This window comes from Mesorhizobium sp. M7A.F.Ca.US.002.01.1.1 (assembly GCF_004022955.1).
In the GTDB taxonomy this organism is placed as follows: domain Bacteria; phylum Pseudomonadota; class Alphaproteobacteria; order Rhizobiales; family Rhizobiaceae; genus Mesorhizobium; species Mesorhizobium ciceri.
On record NZ_RZQE01001020.1, the window covers coordinates 1 to 620 of the forward strand.

The 620-nt window shown below is 70.5% G+C and carries 1 protein-coding gene; it reads left to right on the forward strand.

The features are described 5' to 3' along the window. Window positions 1-620 (forward strand): ATP-binding protein (locus EN932_RS37480; RefSeq protein ID WP_164890917.1); only part of this gene is annotated, 620 nt, incomplete at both ends.

A 620-nucleotide genomic window follows, 5' to 3' on the forward strand; every position in this document is an offset into this window, starting at 1 on the left:
CGGCAATGGTTGGCGGCGGCATCCGCGCGCGGCCGGGCGAGGTGTCGCTGGCCCATCACGGCGTGCTGTTCCTCGACGAGTTTCCCGAGTTCACGCCGCAGACGCTCGATGCGCTGCGCCAGCCGTTAGAGACCGGCGACTGCATGATCGCGCGGGCCAACCATCGCGTCACCTATCCCGCGCGTATCCAGCTGGTGGCGGCGATGAACCCGTGCCGTTGCGGCATGGCCGGCGAGCCGGGCTATCGCTGCCTGCGCGGCGAGCGCTGCCGCACCGACTACCAGGCGCGCATTTCGGGCCCGCTGCTCGACCGCATCGATCTCAGGATCGAAGTGCCGGCGGTCTCGGCCAGCGACCTGATCCTGCCCGACCGGGCGGAGAAAAGTGCCGATGTGGCGCTGCGTGTGGCACGCGCCCGCACCATCCAGCGCGAGCGCTTCGAGCGGCTCGGCGCCACCCGCGCCACCACCAACGCGCATTGCGCGCCCTCGGCCATCGAGGAGATCGCCATGCCTGACGCCGCCGGCCTGTCGCTGCTCAAGGACGCCAGCGAAAAGCTCGCCTTTTCGGCGCGCGCCTATCACCGGGTGCTGAAGGTGGCGCGGACACTCGCCGATCTC